1 protein-coding gene and 1 pseudogene are annotated in these 1207 nt (G+C 36.5%); both read left to right on the forward strand.

Annotated features, from left to right (window positions below):
- Window positions 1-38: 38 nt before the first annotated feature.
- On the forward strand, window positions 39-473 hold the full coding sequence (locus UC75_RS02285) for an HIT domain-containing protein (RefSeq protein WP_004792657.1): 435 nt from the start codon (window positions 39-41) through the stop codon (window positions 471-473).
- A gap of 56 nt (window positions 474-529) precedes the next feature.
- Window positions 530-1207 (forward strand): annotated as a pseudogene (locus UC75_RS19815) (adenylate/guanylate cyclase domain-containing protein); the annotation flags it as partial.

Genomic DNA, 1207 nt, shown 5'->3' on the forward strand with positions numbered 1-1207 from the left:
GTATTAGCCATTATTGTTTATTGTCATTTATAAAAGATATGTTTAGTTTGCATCCACAACTTGCTCAAGATACTTTTTTTGTCGGCGATTTTCCGCTTTCAACATGTCGTTTAATGAATGATATGCAATTCCCGTGGTTGATTTTAATCCCTCGTGTACCGGGAATCACAGAATTATATGAATTGAGCCAAGCTGATCAAGAACAGTTTTTACGTGAATCAAGTTGGTTATCTAGCCAGCTAGCTCGAGTATTCCGTGCTGATAAAATGAATGTTGCAGCTTTAGGTAACATGGTACCTCAGTTGCATTTCCATCATGTTGTACGTTATCAAAATGATGTTGCATGGCCTAAGCCAGTTTGGGGAACACCTGCAGTTCCATACACAAATGATGTACTGGCTCATATGCGTCAAACCCTTATGCTTGCTTTACGTGGTCAAGGTGATATGCCTTTTGATTGGCGCATGGATTAAATCAATGCAATGCCACATTTATATAAATGTGGCTACATTGAGGTATGGAGGACAGGGTGCAATTAGAGAGGTTTATCGATAGAGAGCCTAAGCAGTTTGCATATTTTCATCGTTTGATGGGATATTCAATTCTGTCCTTAATTTTAGTGATCTATGCTTTTACCTCACCTAATACAAATTATCAGATCTACGTTCCTCCTTTCTTTCTCTTTTTACTTTTTATTAGTTCGAAGTTAGAACATTGGCTTCAATACCAATTTGATAAGAAAACTCAAAAAAGTGTCTTTTTTGCAATTGATGCAATTGTTGTAGCAGTTACCTTAGCGGGTCTGCATCTTAATTTAGTCCCTACATTTATTGCAGTATTTGCATTATTTTACTCTGCAATTAATAGCCGTATTTCTTTCGCAGTTATTTGTTTGACGAGCCTGCTAGGCGCGATTATTTTTTATTTAAGTACTTTTTTCCTATTTGGTTTTTATACATATTTTGAACCTACTAGCCAAGAGTTAACTGTAATTACACTCTTGGGTTTGGTCATGTTTATTACCATTGGAAATTACTACCAACATCGTTGGGTTAAAAAAATCAGTCAGCAGCGTCAACATTATTATGATCAAATGACCCGCTATATTGCTTTTGCTAATCAGTTAAGCCGTTATGCGCCACTACAGTTGTGGCAATCTATCATGCGCGGTGAGGCGGAGGCAAAAATTGAATATAAACGAAAAAAA

It is taken from the genome of Acinetobacter sp. V2 (assembly GCF_001188385.1).
Lineage (GTDB): Bacteria > Pseudomonadota > Gammaproteobacteria > Pseudomonadales > Moraxellaceae > Acinetobacter > Acinetobacter oleivorans.

Excerpts from the sequence above, each read along its gene's own strand:
- UC75_RS02285 (WP_004792657.1), top strand. The coding sequence starts at position 39 with ATGTTTAGTTTGCATCCACAACTTGCTCAAGATACTTTTTTTGTCGGC.